This window comes from Streptomyces sp. NPDC059037 (assembly GCF_042740015.1).
GTDB lineage: Bacteria > Actinomycetota > Actinomycetes > Streptomycetales > Streptomycetaceae > Streptomyces.
The window spans coordinates 1-15,962 of sequence record NZ_JBHYIG010000073.1 but is presented as its reverse complement, the minus strand read 5'-3'; the positions used below and the strand labels follow the sequence as shown (position 1 = coordinate 15,962).

Below are 15,962 nucleotides of genomic sequence, written 5' to 3'. Positions count from 1 at the left end.
TACGCCTCCCGTAGGGGGACCAAACGGAGAGAGGAACCACGGCCGATGCCCGAGCCGCAGGCGCAAAGAGGCGGCAAGACCACCCTGCGGGACGTCGCGGAACGCGCGGAAGTCAGCACGATGACCGCGTCCCGCGTCCTGCGGGACGACCCCCGCGTCCTGCCCGCCACCCGCGCAAGGGTCCGCGCCGCCGCCGCGGAACTCGGCTACCGCCCCAACGAAGTGGCCCGCAGCCTGCGCCTCGGCAGAGGCACCGGCCTGGTCGGTCTCGTCGTCACGAACCTCGCCAACCCCTTCTACTCACGCCTCGCCCTCGGCGTCGACTCGGTGGTGGCAGGCGACGGCCTGAAGACCGTCATCGGCAACACCGGGCAGAACCTGGACAGCGAGCGCGAACTCGTCGCCGACCTCGTGGCCCGCCGCGTCGACGGCATCATCGCCGTGCCCGCGGCCGCCGACCAGCGGCATCTCGCCGCGGCGGCGGCCGATGGCGTACCGGTGGTGCTCGCGAGCCGCCCGCCCGACGGGTTCGCCGCCGACTGCGTCCTGGTCGACGACTTCGGCGGCGCCCGCGACGCCACCGCCCGGCTGATCGCCAGGGGCCACCGCAGGATCGGGTTCCTCGGCTCCCCGCCCGCCGTCTACACCGGCACCGAGCGCCTGCGCGGCTACGCCGACGCCCTCGCGGACGCGGGAATCCCGCTCGACGAGAACCGCGTACGAGCGGGCCAGACCGAACCGCGCGAGGCCGAGCGCGCCGCGGCCGAGCTGCTCGCGCTGCCCGAGCCGCCCACCGCGCTGTTCTGCTCCAACAACCGCAACACGATAGGGGCGTTCCGCGCCATCCGCGCGAGCGGCACCGACACCGCCCTCGCCGGCTTCGACGACTTCGAACTGGCCGACGCGCTGGGCCTTCCCCTCACCCTCGTCGCGTACGACAGCGACGAACTCGGCCGCGCGGCCGGCCGCCTCCTCGCCGACCGCATGCGGGAGAAGAAGCCGGGCGCCGCGCCCCCCGGACCGGCGCGGCGCATCGTGACGCCCACCAGCCTGGTGGAGTACGGGACTTGAGACCTGACCGGTGGGGTCCCTGCGGGATCAGGCCCCGCCGGCCCGTCGCGTGGGAGAATCCGGGGCGTGGACGCGGGGATCCTCGAACGGGATCTGCAGCTGGCACGGCTGGCCGCCGCCGCGGGGGAAGCGGTCGACGGTGCGGGCTCGGTGGCGCTCGTCTTCGGCGAGGCGGGGATCGGCAAGTCGAGTCTGGTGAACGCGCTGCGCGCAGCCCTGTCCTCGCAGGCCCGGGTCCTTGTCGGGCAGTGCGACGACCTCGCGACGCGCCGCCCGCTCGGCCCCTTCAGGGATCTCGCCGGGAGCGTCGGTCCTGACCTCGCGCGGGCGGTGGCGGAGGGCGGCGACCGGCATCGGGTGTACGAGGCGCTGTGGGCCGAGCTGACCGACGGGCCCCGCACGGCGGTGCTCGTCGTAGAGGACGTGCACTGGGCGGACGAGGCCTCGCTCGACGCCCTGCGGTTCCTGGTACGCCGCGTGGACCGGCTGCCCGCCGTCCTTGTACTGACCTACCGCGACGACGAGTTGGACCGCGAGCACCCGCTGCGGGACCTCCTGGGGCAGGTGTCGCGGGCGGCCCGTGTGCACCGCGTCCCCCTGCCGAGGCTGTCCCGTGCGGCGGTCCGTGAGCTGAGCGCCCCGAGCGGCCTCGACCCCGCGCAGGTGTACGCCGTGACATCGGGCAACCCCTTCTACGTCGCCGAGGTCGTCGCGGCGGGCGGCACCGGGGAGGTGCCGCCGACCGTGGTCGACGCGGTCCTCGCCAGGCTGCGCGTCCTCTCCGCCGCCACCAGGGACACCCTGGAGCAGCTCGCCGTGGTGCCGTCGGCGGTCGAGCACGCCCTCGTCGACGCTCTACTGCCGTCGGGCGTGCCCCAGTTGGCGGCGGCGGAGCGGCACGGCCTGCTCGTCGTCTCCCCCGAGCGCGTCGCGTTCCGGCACGAGATCATCCGCCGTGCCATCGCCGACTCGCTGCCCGCCGCACGCCGCATCCAGCTCGACCGGAACGTCCTCGCCGCCCTGGTCGGCCTGCCCGGCGCCGACGCGTCCCGCATCGTCCACCACGCGGCACAGGCGGGGGACCTGGACGCCATCGCGCGGTACGGCCCCGACGCGGCCAGGGACGCCGCACACACCGGCGCGCACCGCGAGGCCGCCGCCCAGCTGCGCCTCGTCCTGCGCCGGCGGCAGCGCTTCGGCCCGGCCGAACTCGCCGGCCTCCTGGAGCGGTTCGCGGTGGAGAGCTACACCATCGCCGACTCGCAGGCCGCCGTGCGCGCCGAGCAGGAGGCCGTCGAGCTGCGCAGGGCCCTGGGCGACCGGCGCGCCCTGGGTGCCGATCTGCGCTGGCTCTCCCGCATCCACTGGTGGGCGGGCGACGCAGACGCGGCACAGGAGGCCGCCCGCGAGGCCATCGACGTACTCGAACAGGCCGGGGACGAGCGGCTGTTGGCGCTCGCGCTCAGCAACACCGCTCAGCTGCGCATGCTCTCCGACCGGTACGCCGATGCGATCGGCTACGGCGAACGCGCCATCACCCTGGCCCGGCGGACGGACGACGCGGCGATCCTCGCGCACGCCCTGAACAACGTCGGCACCGCCCGCTGGCGCGGCGGGGACCCGCTGGGGCGCCCGCAGTTGGAGGAGAGCCTGGCGGTCGCGCTGAAGGCCGGCGAGGCCGAGCACGCCTGCCGCGCCTACGCCAACGTCATCTGGACGCTCCTGGAGAACCTCCAGTTCAGGGAGGCCGACCGGTTCCTCGCGCCCGCCCTGGAGTTCGCCGACCGGACGGAGCAGCTGGGGTTCCTCTGCTACCTCCAAGTCGAGCTCGCACTGCGGAAGTTCGCCGCGGGGGCATGGGACGACGCGGAGCGGTACGCCGGATTCGGCGACGTCGGCGCGTTCCCGCCCGCCCGCTGCCCCGCCCTGACCGTCCTCGCCCGGGTCCGCATCCGGCGCGGCGCACCCGGCGGCGATGAACTCCTCGCCCAGGCCGGGCGGATCGCCGCCCGCACCCGGGAGCTGCAGCGCACGGCGCCGGTCGCCGCGGCCCGCGCGGAGGCCGCCTGGCTGCGCGGCGACCACGCCGCAGTGATCGCCGCGGTCGAACCGCTCCACGCGCAGGCCCGCCGGCTTGGCGCCGCGCCGTACCGCGCGGAGCTCGGCCACTGGCTCGCCAAGGCCGGTCGGCTCGTGCCCGATGACGGTTCCGGGCATCCGTACGCGTTGCAGGCGGCGGGCCACTGGCAGCAGGCGGCCCAGGCCTGGCAGGCGGCGGGCTGCCCCTACGAGCACGCGGCGGCCCTGGCGCAGAGCCCGGACCCGGCCGACAAGCTCGGTGCGCTCGCCGCGCTCGACGCCCTGGGTGCCGTTCCACTGGCCCGGCTGGTCCGCGCCGAGCTTCGGTCGCTCGGCGTGGCCCGGATCCCCCGCGGCCCGCACGCGGCGACCCGCGGCAACCCCGCGGGCCTCACCGGACGCCAACTCCAGGTCGTCCGGCTGCTGATGGAGGGCCTGACGAACGTGGAGATCGCCGGGCGGCTGGTCCTGTCCGTCCGCACCGTCGACAACCACGTCCGCGCGGCCCTGGAGAAACTCGGCGCCCGCAGCAGACGCGAGGTCGCCGCCCGCATCGCGGACCTTGGCCTGCCGCCCGGCGCCGAAAAGTAGGTACCCGCACACGCGAGGTGGGTGACGGGCACGGATGCCGGGGCCCGGCGCCGCGCGTAGAAAGAGGCGGACGGGACCCAGGTATCCAGCACGGGGGAGCACATGTCCAAGACGCCCGCACAAGCCGCACGGCATGAACTGATGGAATTCAAAGGGGAGTTGATCGGCCCGGACGACTCCGCGTACGAGGAGGTCCGCGCCGTCTACAACGCGATGGCCGACAAGCGGCCCGCTCTCGTCGCGCGTTGCACCGACGCCGACGACGTGGCCAAGGTGATCCGTTTCGCCCGCGAGCACCGCCTGCCGCTCGCGGTGCGCGGCGGCGGCCACCACGGAGCGGGCCTCGGCACCTGCGAGGGCGGCGTGGTCGCCGACCTGTCACCGCTGAAGTCCGTGGCGGTCGACCCGGTGGCCCGCACGGTCCGGGTCGGCGGCGGCTGCGTCTGGGGCGAGGTGGACCGCGCCACGCACGAGCACGGCCTGGCCACGCCGAGCGGCATCATCTCCACGACCGGCGTCGGCGGTCTCACCCTCGGCGGCGGCCTCGGCCATCTCACCCGGCGGTTCGGACTGAGCATCGACAACCTCATCGCCGCCGATGTCGTCCTGGCCGACGGCAGCCGGGTGCGCGCGAGCGCCGACGAGAACGCCGATCTGCACTGGGCGATCCGCGGAGGCGGCGGCAACTTCGGCGTCGTCACCTCCTTCCTCTTCCGCCTGCACGAGCTGAGCACGGTCGTCGCCGGGCCCACCTTCTGGCCCGCCGAGCAGGGCGCCGAAGTCCTCGCCGCCTACCGGGAGTTCCTGCCACGCGCACCGCGCGATGTGAACGGCTTCTTCCTGTACGGCACCGTGCCCCCGGCCCCGCCCTTCCCCGAGGACCTGCAGCTGCGCAAGGTCGCCGGCGTCGTGTGGTGCCACACCACCGACGACCCCGACGCGGCGGCCCGCGCCATGGCGCCCCTGCTCGACGGGCTGCCCGAACCCGCCCTGCACGCCGTCGCCCCGATGCCGCACCCCGCGCTGCAGTCCATGTTCGACGGGCTCTACCCGCCCGGCGACCAGTGGTACTGGCGGGCGGACTTCGTCGACGAGATCCCGGACGAGGCCGTCGCCCTGCACGCCAAGTTCGGTGCCGAGGTGCCGACCATGCAGTCGACGATGCACCTCTACCCCATCGACGGCGCCGCCCACGACCACGCCTCGACGGACACGGCCTGGAGCTACCGAGGCGCCCACTGGGCGTGCGTCTACGCGGGCGTCGACCCGGACCCGGCCAACGCGGAGCTCATCAAGCGCTGGACCGTCGACTACTTCGACGCCCTGCACCCGTACACGGCGGGCGGCGCCTACGTGAACATGATGATGGACGAGGGGCAGGACCGCGTACGGGCGAGCTACCGCGACAACTACGCACGTCTGGCCCGGGTCAAGGCCGCGTACGACCCGGAGAACGTCTTCCGCCTCAACCAGAACATCGAGCCGTCGCCGGTGGACGCCGGGTAGCCCCGAAAGGCCGTCCCGACGCGCCCCGGCGCCGGGACGGCCTTAGCGTGAGCGCCATGTGCTGGAGCGCGACGGCCGATCTCGTGGCGGGCACGGCCGTCTCCGCCGTGGGTGTCGTCTGTGTCGCCCAGGCGGCGCGGTGCCCCCGCGACCTGCCCATGGCCGCGCTTGTGCTGCTCCTCGGCATCCACCAGATCATCGAGTCCGTGGTCTGGCGCGGCGACGGCGGCACGGGAGCCGCCACCACCGCCTGGGCGTTGATCGCGCTCCCGCTGCTGCCTCTGTGGCTGCCCGTGGCGGTGCTGTGCGCGGCGCCGCCGACCGCCCGCCGCCGGCTCCTCCTCCCGCTCGCGGCGGGCGTCGCGACGTCGGCGGTGCTCACGTACTACCTGGCGACCCGCACCGTGACGGCCGACATCCGCGGCCACACGGTCGGGTACGGCTTCGGCCTGCCGCATCCGGCGCCGGTCGTCGCCGGCTACCTCGTCGCCACCATCGGCTCCCTGCTCCTGTCCGGCGACCGGGGCCTCATCCTGTACGGGGTCCTGGCCGCCGTCGGAGCCGCGGTGTCCGTGGCGCTGTGGCGGCAGGAGTACCTCTCGACGTGGTGCGCGCTCGCCGCGCTGTCCTCGGTGGTCCTGCTGCGCTGGGTCAGAAGGCGTCGTCCGCCAGCTCGACGGCCGTCCGGTCAAGGCCTTCAAGCAGCGTGAACTGGGCCTCGGTCCTGGGCAGTTCATGGCGGAAGAAGTAGCGGCACGCGCCGCGCTTGCCCTCGTGGAAGGCCTCCGTTCCGGGCACGGCGGCAAGGAACTGCTCCAGCCACATCCAGGCGACGACGACATGCCCGACGGCTTCGAGATAGACGCTCGCGTTGGCCAGCGCCGTCTGGGGATCGCCGGTCGACCACAGCCGCTGTGTCACCTCCACCGCACGCGCCACGGACGCGTCGAGCGCACGCCCGTACCCGGCGGCGGAACCACCCGCCGCGGCGGCGCGGGCACTCGTCGCCGAGATCCGCTCGACGAGCAGCCGAAGGCCGGCGCCGCCGTCCATGACGACCTTGCGGCCGAGCAGATCGAGGCCGTGGATGCCGTGCGTGCCCTCGTGGATGGGGTTGAGGCGGTTGTCGCGGTAGAACTGCTCGACGTTGTACTCGCGGGTGTAGCCATAGCCGCCGTGCACCTGGATCGCCAGGCTGTTGGCCTCAAGGCACCACTGCGAGGGCCAGCTCTTCGCGATCGGGGTGAGCACGTCGAGCAGCAGCTTCGCCTCGGAGCGCGCCTGCGGCGAGGTGCCGGTGTGCTGCTCGTCGAGCAGCCGCCCGCAGTACAGATTGAGCGCCATCGCGCCCTCCACGTACGCCTTCTGCGCGAGCAGCATCCTGCGTACGTCGGCGTGCGCGATGATCGGGACCTGCGGCGACTGAGGGTCCCTGGCGGTGACCGGCCTGCCCTGCGGGCGGCTGCGCGCGTAGTCGAGCGCGTGCAGATAGCCGGTGTAGCCGAGGGCGGTCGCGCCGAGGCCGACACCGATCCGGGCCTCGTTCATCATGTGGAACATATAGGCGAGGCCGTGGTTCGCCTCGCCGATGAGGTGGCCGACGGCGCCGGGCTCTCCGCCCGGCCGGTGGGCGCCCTCACCGAAGTTGAGCAGCGTGTTGGTGGTGCCGCGATAGCCCATCTTGTGGTTGAGGCCCGCGAGCACGACGTCGTTGCGCTCACCGAGCGAACCGTCGTCGCCGACAAGGAACTTGGGCACGATGAACAGCGAGAGCCCCTTGACGCCGGGCGGGCCGCCGGGAATCCGGGCGAGCACCAGATGCACGATGTTCTCCGAGAGCTCGTGCTCGCCGCCGGAGATCCACATCTTGTTCCCGAAGAGGCGGTACGTCCCGTCGTCCCGGGCCTCGGCCCGGGTGCGCACATCGGCGAGCGACGAACCGGCCTGCGGCTCCGACAGACACATCGTCCCCAGGAAGCGTCCCTCGACCATGGGGCGTACGAAGGTGTCGATCTGCTCCTTGGAGGCGTGCGCGAGCAGCAGATTGGCGTTGCCCATGGTCAGGAAGGGATACGCCGCCGTGCCCACGTTCGCCGCCTGGAACCAGGCGAAACAGGCCTGGGCCACCACGGCGGGCAGCTGCCCGCCGCCGATCTCGTGGTCCATGGCACTGGCGAGGAGCCCCGAATCGCCGAAGACCCGCAGCGCCTCCTTCACCTCGGGGATGACGTGCACCCGCTCCCCGTCGAAGGTGGGCTCCTCGGCGTCGTTCTTCTTGTTGTGCGGGGCGAAGTGCCGCGTCGCGATCTGCTCGCTCAGCTCCAGGGCGGCGTCGAAGGTCTCGCGGGAGTGCTCCGCGTACCGCTCCCGGCCGGTGAGCGCGGGCACGTCGAGCCACTCGTACAGCAGGAAGTCGAGATCGCGACGGGACAGGAGCAGGGATGCCATGCGGTTTCTCCATGCGGTGACGGCGGTACCGATGCCGGGGCAGGCAGCCCCGCACCCCCGATACTAAGCGGTTGCTTACGGGATCTGTCGAGGGGCGCCCGCGGTCGGCACCGACGCGTCCCGCCGGACACGGTACGGCTGGGAACGCTCAGCCATAAGGCGTTCGGGTTCATGCGGATCCAGCCACGGGCCGCGGCCCTGAGCGGAGGGCTCGCCGTCGTGACCGTGCTGGTCCTCGGTGCGGCAGGATGCGCTGGTTCGGGAGGAGCCGGTGATCCGTTGCCCGACCCCGTGGTGCCGTCATCGTCGGTCGGTTCGAGCGAGCCCCAGTCGAGTTCTTCCGGCGGCGACGGAGGGGACGACTCGAAGGCGTCTGGTGGCGAAGGCGGGGACGATCTCGTCCGCCCTCCGAGACTCCCTGCGAAGGCGTTCCCACGCCCGCCCCGACCTGCCCGCCCTCTCCGGAAGTGACGCCGAGCCCCGTGCCTGGTGTGTCCTGACGCGCGGCCGTCGGTAGAGCCGATGGACACGAGCCGCCTCCACCGACGCCGCCTCCACCAACGCCGTATCCGCCGACGCCGACAACCCGGGAACACGGCTCGCCCCGCGCTTCCCCCGCCCGCCCAGCCCACGGAGCCGAGCGGGAAGGCCACCGAGATCGCCAACTCCGTGTTCGGCGCGGGCTCGCTCATCCTCGCGCTGATGCTTTACACCGGGTTCGTCCACGGCCGCGCCTACTACGCCTACTTCCACCTCGATGTCTTCTCCGTGGGGTTCGACCCGGTCGAGATGGCGCTGCGCAGCTCCGCAATGGCCCAGGCCGCGCGCTTCGACACGGCGGCGATGTCGAGCACCTGATTGCCGACCGGGTCGACGTCGGAGACGTACTCGTACTTCCAGGCCCGGTGGCCGGGTGCTTCACCGGTATGGGAGCCACTCGGCGCCGGATCGGCCGGGGGCGGCCCCTGCGTTCCGCACCCGGCGAGCAGCGCGACAACGGCGACGAGTCCAACCCTGCTGGTGACGCGTGGTATTGGCATTCGCGGGATTCTACGGCTCTGCCCGACCCGCCCCTGTGCCGTTGACCCGTTCCGCGACAGCCGGGTGCCGTTCCCTCAACGGGCCCGCGCCGGCGGGCGGACCGAGTCACGGGAGACCACCGGGCACGTCAGGCGGCGTGCGGCCTGACGGTCCACCGGCTCACCCGCTTCGGAGGCGTCGAGCAGCGTCCCGGTGGCCACCCGGTCGTTCGCGCAGACCACGCCCGTCGGCCGGGCAGGACCGTCGAGCACCCGCAGCGCCGCCGCGTACCCCTCGTCGATCCGCCGGCCCGCGCCGAGCACCCACTCGTCGCGGGCGGTGATCCGGGCGGCCCGCAGTACGGTCGCGGAAGCCCCGGGCCCGGCCCGATGTTGTGATGTCGTCGGTCGAGCCGCCGAGCAGGGCGATGTCGCGGTGCCCCAGGGCACGGCGGCGCGGCGCATCGACATCGCCGCGTACACGATCCCGTCGACCCGGCGGGCCCGCAGCTCGGCGACCGCCTCCGCCTATCCGGGCGGTGACCCAGCTGATCGGCGGCCTTCCTGATCCGCGCCTGGGTCGTGGCGGAGAGGTTCCCCGCGGCGCGGCCGCTGAAGACGAAGGACACGGCGGCGCGTGACACCCCGGCAGGCTCGGCGACATCGCGGGCGGTGGGGCGGCTCACGTCGCGTCTCCTCCTGGTGTGTGACTGCGGGCAACAAGCGTCACGGTCCGCATCGCCGGAGCGTCCGGCCATGTCGGGACACAGGGGGCGCGGCTAGGCTGACGTGGATCAAGGCGGATCACCCGTGCGGCATCGAGGGGGGGCGGGGAACATCGAGAACGCCGACAGCGTGAGCAGGGGCGCGGGCAGGCCCGAACGGCCGACGTCCAAAGACGTCGCGCGTCTTGCCGGGGTCTCGCACACCGCCGTCTCCTTCGTCTTCAACGGCCGGGCCGAGGGCAATCTCTCGCCCGCGACCCAGCAGCGCATCCGCAAGGCCGCCGAGCAGCTCGGCTACCGGCCCAACGCTGTCGCCCGTGGCCTGCGCTGCCGCCGAACGGCCGTGATCGGCCTGGTCACCGACCACATCGCCTCGTCGCCGTTCGCCGGGGCGCTGCTGCGCGGCGCGATGGAGACCGCCTGGGACCGCGAACACCTGGTGCTCACCGTCGACTCCACCGGCGACCCCGCCAAGGAGGACGCGGCCGTCGCCGAGCTCCTCGACCGGCGGGTCGACGGCATCATCTACGCCGCCATGTCCCTGCGCTCGGCCCGTGTCCCCGCGGGCCTGAACCGCACCTTCGCGGCGCTCGCCAACTGCCTTCCGGATGACGGCTCGCTGGCCGCGGTGATCCCCGCCGAACGGTCCGGCGGCCGGGCGGCGGCCAAGCTCCTCCTTGACGCGGGGCACCGCAGGATCGCCCTGGTCGGCGGGCTCGACGACATCGCGTCGGCGGAGCGGCTGCGCGGCTTCCGGGACGCGCTGCGGACGGTGGGGGAGCGGGCGGGCAAGGACCGGATCGTGCGTGGCGGAGGGGAGATCTCCGCCGGGTACGCGGGCGCGATGCGGCTTCTCGAGGGGGTGCCTGCCGAGCGCCGTCCCACGGGCATCGTCTGCTACAACGACCGGGTCGCGGCGGGCGTCCTGCATGCCGCGGCCCGGCTCGGCATCGACGTACCCGGCGAACTTTCGCTGGTCGGCTACGACGATCAGGAGCACATGGCGGGGTTCCTGTACCCACCGTTGACCACGGTGGCGCTGCCGCACCGTGCCATGGGGGAGGTGGCGACGGGGCTGCTTCTGGACGCCATCGAGAACGCCGCGCCCCCTGCCGTGGAGGTCCGGCGTCTGGAGTGCCCTGTGGTGGTGCGTGACTCGGTGGGGCCGCCTGGTTCGTGAGGGCGCTTCTTGCCGAGGCCCGCTCACTCGTGTCCCGGTGGTATCACTTCCCAGCCTGTGACCCTCGTGCCTTCTCCGCCGACCGTCAGGTCGGCGACGTCGTCCGGGCGTCTGTAGATGCGTTCCGTCGCCACCGCGCGGTCCGCAACGAAAAGTTCGAGCAGGGATCCGTCGACCAGGATACGAACCTCAAGGCCCCCTGGAGCAGCAGGAGTTGACCGCAACGTGATCGGTGCCGAGCCGTCGGGCCGTTCGCGTGGCCAGGCGGTGCGATCCAACGTCACGGTCCCCGCGGCCGGATCCACGGCCAGCGTCAGCTCCGCGCCCGATGCGCCCCGCAGCAGCGTGATCGTGGTGGGTGCGTAGGCGGTGACCTCGATGTCGTATGCGAGAGGCAGCGGTGTACGACCACCCGGCTCCGTCACGAACGGCTCGGCCGCGCGCAGGAGTTGAAGCTCCGGAGCCGGGGTGACGCGTACCGTCCCGTCGGGATGCGTGCCGACGACACGCGGCGCCGTGAGGACACCGGACCAGCCCGCCTCGTCCACCTCCCGCTGCCCCCGCGCCTCCCAGGACCAGCCCCACAGCAGATTCCGGCCCGCCTCGGCGTCGTACAGGACGGCCGGCGCGTAGCAGTCCCTTCCCTGGTCGAGCGGGCCGCCGATGCGAGGCGTGAAGTCAGTCAACGCACCGTTGTTGCACGTAATGAGACGGCCCGTCAGATAGGCCGTCGACATGGGTGAGCCGTCCCACAGCGACACCACCAGAGTCCAGTCGCCGTCGGCTCCCTCGAACAGCTGAGGGCACTCCCACCCGACCGCGTCGCCGCCGAGGGCCTGCGCCGCCACCGGATCGTGCCCGTCCACCAGCACCCCGGCGAAGCGCCAGGACCTGAGGTCGTCGCAGTCGTACAGGAGAACCGACGGTGTGCCGTCCGCGTGACCCGCGCCGACCACCGCCCAGCGCCGGCCGCCATACCGGAAGACGAACGGGTCGCGGAACATCGTCACGTCCAGGCCCGGTGGCGGCCCGGACACCACCGGCTCGGGCAGCGTGCGCCAGGTCGTCAACTCCTGGGATTCGGGGGCGACTTGGGCCAGGCAGATGGTGCCGATACCGGTGTGTGCGTGGTCCACGCCGGTGTAGACGGCGGTGGGGACACCCGCGTCGTCCACCACACAGCCCGACCAGCAGCCTCCCTCGTCCGGGCCGCCCGGTGTCGGGGTGAGCGCGATGGGGTGGTGCTCCCAGTGGGCGAGGTCGGCGCTGGAGACGTGGCCCCAGTGCATGTTCGCGTGCACGGGAGCGTCGGGGTTGTGCTGGTAGAAGAGGTGGTAGCGGCCGCGCCAACGGAAGGGCCCATTGGGGTCGTTGACCCAGTTCGCGGGCGGCCTGACCCGGAAACGCGGGGCGTGGACATCGGTAGGGGGGCGGGACGTGCTCAACGGTTCACTCCTGCGGATGTGATGCCCTCGCGCAGCGGGCGCTGGCCGACGGCGAAGACGGCGATGGCGGGGATCATGGAGAGCGCGACGCCCGCGAGGACCACGGAGACGGATCCGGTGCCGAGGTTGCCCTGGAGCGAGACCAGGCCGAGCGGCAGCGTGAAGTTGTCGGTCGACGTCTCCAGGATCAGCGGGCGGAAGAACTCGTTCCAGTGGTAGTTGAAGGCGAGGACGCCCACGATGGCCAGGCCCGGCGCGGCCAGCGGCGCGTACACCGAGCGGAAGATCCGCCAGGGTCCCGCGCCGTCGATCATCGCCGCCTCGCCGAGATCCTTGGGCATGCCGAGGAAGTACTGCCGCATCAGGAACGTCCCGAACGCGGTGGGCCAGGCGGGGATGATCAGTCCGAGCAGCGTGTCCGTCAGGCCCATCGACTTCAGGATCAGGAACACCGGCACGATCGTGACCTGCAACGGCACCATCATCGTCGCGAGGACGAGCCCGAACAGCGGCTTCTTGAACCGGAATTCGAGGCGTGCGAAGGCGTATCCGGCGAGTCCCGCGGTGATCATCTGGCCGACCGCGATCAGCGCCGTCACCAGGGTCGAGTTGAGCGCGAGCAACCATACGTCGATCTGCGCGAAGACCTGGCCGTACGCCTCGGTCGTCGGCTCGGACGGAATGATCTGCGGGGGCAGATCGAAGGATTCGGCGGGGGCCCGCAGCGAGGTGGACACGGTCCAGATGACCGGGCCGAGGGTGAGCAGCGCGACCACGGTCAGACCGGCGATCCGCGCCCAGGACGACAGGCCGTACTTCCTACGGTTCACAGGGTTCACCCGGCTCACTGGTAGTGGACGAATCGCCGGCTGAGCCGGAACTGGAGTGCCGTGACCGCCAGGATCAGGGCGAAGAGCAGCACGCCGACCGCCGAGGCCGCACCGAACCGCAGCTGCTCGAAGGCGCTCTGGTAGATGACCATCACGACGGTGCGGGTGGAGTCGCCGGGCCCGCCGTCGGTGAGGACGTACGGCTGCTCGAATACCTGAAGGGCGTTGATGATGCCCACCACCGAGGCGACCAGGAGGGTGGGCGAGAGCAGCGGCAGGGTGACGGCGAGGTGCTTGCGGATGCCCGTGGCGCCGTCGAGGGACGCGGCCTCGTGGATCTCCTTGGGGATGTTGTTCAGGCCTCCGACGAAGAGCAGGAAGGAGAAGCCGAACTGCTGCCACACATAGACCAGGACGACCGCGGCCATCGCCGAGTCCTCGGAGGTGAGCCAGGGGACCGGGTCGATGCCGACATGGCCGAGCAGCCAGTTGATCACCCCGAATTCTTGGTTGAAGAGGTACTTCATGACCACCGAGACGGACGCGGCGGACAGCACCAGCGGGAAGAAGAACGCCGAGCGGAACGTCGAGCGCAGCCAGCCGGGCAGCCGGTTGTTGAGCGTCAGCGCGAGCGCAAGGGCGAGCAGCAGCTGCAGGGCGACCGCGAAGAACATGAAGAGGAGGGTGTTGGTGAAGGAGACGAGGACCGTGTCGTCGGTGAAGGCCTCGCGGTAGTTGTCGGTGCCGGCGAACGCCGGAGCATCGATGACGTCCCAGTGGAAGAAGCTCAGGACGACGGATCCGACGATCGGTACGACGGTGAAGACCAGGACGCCGATGACGGTCGGCGCGAGGAAGAGCGTGGCCAGCAGGCGTGATCCGCGGTCCCGCCCGGTGGGCCGGGACGCCGGCTCCTCGACGGCGGCCCTGGCCTCGGTGGTGTGCTGGGTGGTCGTCATGCGTCACGCTCCATGGCCTTCTCCAGATCGCCCTGCAGCCGCCGCAGCGCGGGACGCACCCCGCGCGGATCGGCGAGCGCGGTGCCGGTGTGCTTGAGGAGGAGCTGCTCGACCTCGGCGACCTGGGGCGGCGCCGGGATCGGGCCTGTGGTGGGGAACTTGTCGAGGGTGTCGTAGAAGACCTGCCAATGCGTCGGCCCGGTCTTCTCGTAGCGGGCCGCCCGGACCATCGAACGGCGGGCCGGGGTCGTCTGGTTGGCCCGGAAGAGCTCGGTGAGGACGTCCTTGCGCACGGAGTACTTGATGAACTCCCAGGCCGCGTCCCGCTTCTTCGACGTACGCAGGAGCGCATAGCCGGCGGCGCCGAACTGGTGGCGCTGCGTGCGCCAGCGTGGGAAGTACTGCACGTCGTAGCCGGTGCGCCGCATGCCCGCGTCGTGCAGTCCGCCCGCCCAGAAGCCGCCCGCCGGGGTGACGCCGACGCGGCCGGTGGAGAAGACACCGACCAGGTTGTCGCCGTTGCCGCCCTCGGGTCGTGAGCAGAGCCGGTCCTGGATGAGCGAGGCCAGGTGGTCGTACACCTCCTCGACGCGCTCATGGGTGGCCTGCGGGGTGTGCCAGCGGTAGCCGCCGCCCCGGCCGCGGCCCTGGTCGGCCGGGTAGAAGTCGTTCCACAGCCAGTCGCCGCCGGGGGCCTTGGACTCGACCAGGACATTCGTGTCGTTGGCGAACAGCCACGGGACGACGCCGCCCCACAGGCGGTTGGTCCAGAAGTACGGCGTGAAGTGCGAGCCGCCGGTGCGCTTCATGTCCCGCAGCAGCGCCGTGAAGTCGTCGCGGGTCCAGTCGGGCGGCGGCAGCGGGGCATCCGCCTGCTTCAGGACCTCGGTGTTGAGATACACGTCGGCCGCGTTGAACTCGACCGGCAGCTGGTAGAGGCTCCCCTCGTACATCATCGACTCGACCAGCGAGGGATGGACGTCCGCGAAGTACTCGCGCAGCTCGTCCGCATCGCGCTTCACCCAGTCGTCGAGCGGCACGCCGAGGCGCTGCGCGAAGAGCTGCACGCCCTCGGTGGCGACATAGACGAGATCGGGTTCGGTGCCCGCGGCAATCTGGGTGAGGATCTTGGCGAAGAAGTCCGACCAGTCGGTGGCCTGGATCGGCAGCAGGCGCAGTTTGATGTCGGGGTGCAGCTTCTCGAAGCCCTCGCGCAGGGCGCGCTGCGCCGCCGGGTCGAAGGCGGAGCCGAGCGTGGCGACGACCAGCGAGTCGCCGTCCCGGCCGGGGATGTCGGCGCCGGTGAGCCGGTCCCAGCTCGCAGCGGTGCCGGCGAGGGCGGCGGCGCCCGCGCCGTAGCCGCCGTAGCGCAGCACGGTACGCCGGGGGATCTTGAAGTGGGGCGAGTCGGTCATCGATGGGCCTAACTCGTATTAGTTGATTTCCGTGACCCAGATGATGAGAACCCTGTTACGCCGGTGTCAATCCCCTTGCGGCGCTTGACCTTTAACGAGTTAGGTCTACAGTCCTGACCCAGCGTGGACCGGCGACGGTCGGAGCGAGGTCCCGCCATGAGCCGCCCATGTCGGGAGAGGGACGAGTGACGATGCGAGAGATGACCAGAAGGACGCTGGTCCGGGCCGGAGCCGTGGGCGCGGCGCTGGCCGCGACACCCGCGGGATCGGCCTCGGCCCTGGGCGCCGCCTGGGCCCTGGACCGCAAGTCCGCCGAACAGGGCGCGAGTTACCGCGCCGAGTACCACTTCACCGTCCCCGACCAGTGGAAGAACGACCCGCAGAAGCCGATCTGGATCGACGGCGAGTACCACTACTACTACCTCTACAACGCCGACTACCTGGCCGGCGGCACCACCACCGGCACGGCCTGGCGCCTGGCCACCAGCACCGACCTGGTCTCGTTCAAGGACCGGGGGATCGCGATCCCCAAGGACACGACCCCCAACGGCGACGTCTGGTCCGGCTCCGCGGTGGTGGACACGGACGACACCGCGGGCTTCGGCGCGGGCGCGGTCGTCGTCCTGGCCCCCCAGGAGCCGGACGGGAACGCCGACACCCCCGCCGGGCTCTTATAAACAACAGACGCTGCCGA

11 protein-coding genes and 2 pseudogenes are annotated in these 15,962 nt (G+C 71.9%); 7 read left to right on the top strand and 6 right to left on the bottom strand.

Annotation, left to right across the window (positions count from 1 at the left end; translation table 11 throughout):
- Positions 1-45: 45 nt before the first annotated feature.
- The 4 genes from ACFWY6_RS17530 to ACFWY6_RS17515 all read left to right on the top strand — a co-directional run bounded on the left by ACFWY6_RS17530 (position 46) and on the right by ACFWY6_RS17515 (position 5,957).
- Entirely contained in the window at positions 46-1,071 is a 1,026-nt protein-coding gene (locus ACFWY6_RS17530) for a LacI family DNA-binding transcriptional regulator (RefSeq protein ID WP_384690809.1), read from the top strand.
- 66 nt (positions 1,072-1,137) lie between these two features.
- Complete coding sequence (locus ACFWY6_RS17525; protein WP_384690806.1) at positions 1,138-3,741, top strand: ATP-binding protein; 2,604 nt, start codon at positions 1,138-1,140, stop codon at positions 3,739-3,741.
- Positions 3,742-3,843: 102 nt separating this feature from the next.
- On the top strand, positions 3,844-5,247 hold the full coding sequence (locus tag ACFWY6_RS17520; RefSeq protein WP_384690803.1) for an FAD-binding oxidoreductase: 1,404 nt from the start codon (positions 3,844-3,846) through the stop codon (positions 5,245-5,247).
- 56 nt (positions 5,248-5,303) lie between these two features.
- A complete protein-coding gene (locus ACFWY6_RS17515; protein ID WP_384690800.1) occupies positions 5,304-5,957 on the top strand; it encodes a DUF6629 family protein in 654 nt (217 codons plus the stop codon).
- Here the strand turns inward: ACFWY6_RS17515 and ACFWY6_RS17510 are convergent.
- Complete coding sequence (locus tag ACFWY6_RS17510; RefSeq protein WP_384690797.1) at positions 5,899-7,695, bottom strand: acyl-CoA dehydrogenase; 1,797 nt, start codon at positions 7,693-7,695, stop codon at positions 5,899-5,901. The two genes, ACFWY6_RS17515 and ACFWY6_RS17510, sit on opposite strands and share 59 nt — an antisense overlap.
- A 522-nt stretch (positions 7,696-8,217) precedes the next feature.
- Here ACFWY6_RS17510 and ACFWY6_RS17505 point away from each other — a divergent pair.
- Positions 8,218-8,553, top strand: coding sequence for a hypothetical protein (locus ACFWY6_RS17505; protein ID WP_384690794.1), 336 nt, complete (start codon positions 8,218-8,220; stop codon positions 8,551-8,553).
- 257 nt (positions 8,554-8,810) lie between these two features.
- Here the strand turns inward: ACFWY6_RS17505 and ACFWY6_RS17500 are convergent.
- Positions 8,811-9,472, bottom strand: a pseudogene (locus ACFWY6_RS17500) (substrate-binding domain-containing protein).
- Between the two features lie 97 nt (positions 9,473-9,569).
- On the opposite strand from ACFWY6_RS17500, the gene ACFWY6_RS17495 reads away from it, so the two are divergent.
- Positions 9,570-10,619: a LacI family DNA-binding transcriptional regulator gene (locus ACFWY6_RS17495; RefSeq protein WP_384690844.1), complete on the top strand. Its 1,050-nt coding sequence runs from the start codon at positions 9,570-9,572 to the stop codon at positions 10,617-10,619.
- Between the two features lie 23 nt (positions 10,620-10,642).
- Here the strand turns inward: ACFWY6_RS17495 and ACFWY6_RS17490 are convergent, their stop codons facing one another.
- From ACFWY6_RS17490 to ACFWY6_RS17475, 4 genes are read right to left on the bottom strand one after another with little or no spacing between them, the layout of a single operon-like run.
- On the bottom strand, positions 10,643-12,064 hold the full coding sequence (locus tag ACFWY6_RS17490) for a glycoside hydrolase family 32 protein (RefSeq protein WP_384690790.1): 1,422 nt from the start codon (positions 12,062-12,064) through the stop codon (positions 10,643-10,645).
- On the bottom strand, positions 12,061-12,894 hold the full coding sequence (locus tag ACFWY6_RS17485; RefSeq protein ID WP_384690787.1) for a carbohydrate ABC transporter permease: 834 nt from the start codon (positions 12,892-12,894) through the stop codon (positions 12,061-12,063). The genes ACFWY6_RS17490 and ACFWY6_RS17485 overlap by 4 nt, the downstream gene beginning before the upstream one ends.
- A gap of 14 nt (positions 12,895-12,908) precedes the next feature.
- The gene (locus ACFWY6_RS17480) at positions 12,909-13,853 is read right to left on the bottom strand and encodes a carbohydrate ABC transporter permease (protein WP_384690785.1); all 945 of its coding nucleotides are present in this window, start codon (positions 13,851-13,853) and stop codon (positions 12,909-12,911) included.
- Positions 13,850-15,268 carry an extracellular solute-binding protein gene (locus ACFWY6_RS17475; RefSeq protein ID WP_384690782.1) on the bottom strand — a complete coding sequence of 473 codons (1,419 nt, stop codon included), beginning with the start codon at positions 15,266-15,268 and terminating at the stop codon, positions 13,850-13,852. The genes ACFWY6_RS17480 and ACFWY6_RS17475 overlap by 4 nt, the downstream gene beginning before the upstream one ends.
- A 191-nt stretch (positions 15,269-15,459) precedes the next feature.
- On the opposite strand from ACFWY6_RS17475, the pseudogene ACFWY6_RS17470 reads away from it, so the two are divergent.
- Positions 15,460-15,942 (top strand): annotated as a pseudogene (locus tag ACFWY6_RS17470) (glycoside hydrolase family 32 protein); the annotation flags it as partial.
- Positions 15,943-15,962: the final 20 nt, after the last annotated feature.